The sequence below is a fragment of the Paraburkholderia bengalensis genome (assembly GCF_037126505.1).
GTDB classification, from domain to species: Bacteria; Pseudomonadota; Gammaproteobacteria; order Burkholderiales; family Burkholderiaceae; genus Paraburkholderia; species Paraburkholderia bengalensis.
On the sequence record NZ_JACFYJ010000251.1, the window covers coordinates 1 to 1,305 of the forward strand.

Genomic DNA, 1,305 nt, shown 5'->3' on the forward strand with positions numbered 1-1,305 from the left:
CCGTCGAAAATCAGCGGCGCTTTCAGCTCGGCCTTCAGGCGCGCGAAGTCCGGGCTCTTGAATTCCTTCCATTCGGTGACGATGACGAGGGCATCCGCGCCCGACAGCGTCTCGTCCTGCGTGCTCGCGAAGTGCAGGCGCGCCTGCTGTGCTGGCGCATCGGCGAGATCGAGCGCGAAGACGCGTTTGGCTTCCGTCGTCGCGACAGGGTCGTAGGCGCGTACGGTCGCGCCGCGTGCGAGCAGTTGCGCGATCACACGACGGCTCGGCGCTTCGCGCATGTCGTCCGTATTCGGCTTGAACGACAGACCCCATACGGCGAACGTGCGGCCGCTCAGATCCTCGCCGAGCGCATCGGTGATCTTGCGCACGAGCACTTCCTTCTGCTCGTGGTTCACCTCTTCGACGGCTTCGAGAATGCGCAGGCTGTGGCCCATCTCGCTGCCCGTACGGATCAGCGCCTGCACGTCCTTCGGAAAGCACGAGCCGCCATAGCCGACGCCCGCATACAGGAAGTGATAACCGATACGCGGGTCCGAGCCAATCCCGCGGCGCACCGCTTCGATGTCGGCGCCGACCGTGTCGGCCAGATTCGCCATCTCGTTCATGAACGAGATGCGCGTGGCGAGCATCGCGTTGGCCGCGTACTTCGTGAATTCCGCCGAGCGCACGTCCATGTACAGCGTGCGTTCGTGGTTGCGGTTGAACGGCGCGTACAGGCGGCGGATTTTCTCGCGCGCCTTCATGCCGTCTTCGTCGTTGTCGACGCCGACGACGATGCGGTCCGGTCGCATGAAGTCGTCGACGGCCGCGCCTTCTTTCAGGAACTCCGGATTCGACACGATCGAGAAACGATGCTGGGCGCTATCCGACAGCCCGCGCTTGTGCAACTCTTCCTCGATCACCGCGCGCACGCGCTGCGCCGTGCCGACAGGCACCGTCGATTTGTCGACGATCACCTTGAAGCCGTTCATCGTGCGGCCGATGTTGCGCGCCGCTTCGAGCACGTATTGCAGATCGGCGGAACCGTCCTCGTCGGGCGGAGTGCCGACCGCGATGAACTGCACTTCGCCGTGCGCGACGCTCGCCTCGACATCGGTCGAAAACGTGATGCGCCCAGCCGCACGCGAGTGCGCGATGATTTCCTGCAGGCCCGGTTCGTGGATCGGCATGCCGCCGTTGTTGAGAATGTCGATCTTGCGCGGATCGACGTCCAGACAGAAGACGTCGTTGCCGACCTCGGCCAGACATGCGCCCGTGACGAGACCTACGTAACCCGTGCCGATAATGGTGATTTTCATACGC

1 protein-coding gene is annotated in these 1,305 nt (G+C 63.9%); it reads right to left on the minus strand.

Annotated features, from left to right (window positions below):
- A partial coding sequence (locus H3V53_RS43045) for a UDP-glucose dehydrogenase family protein (protein WP_336603019.1) occupies nt 1–1,301 on the minus strand: 1,301 nt, incomplete at its 3' end.
- Nucleotides 1,302–1,305: the final 4 nt, after the last annotated feature.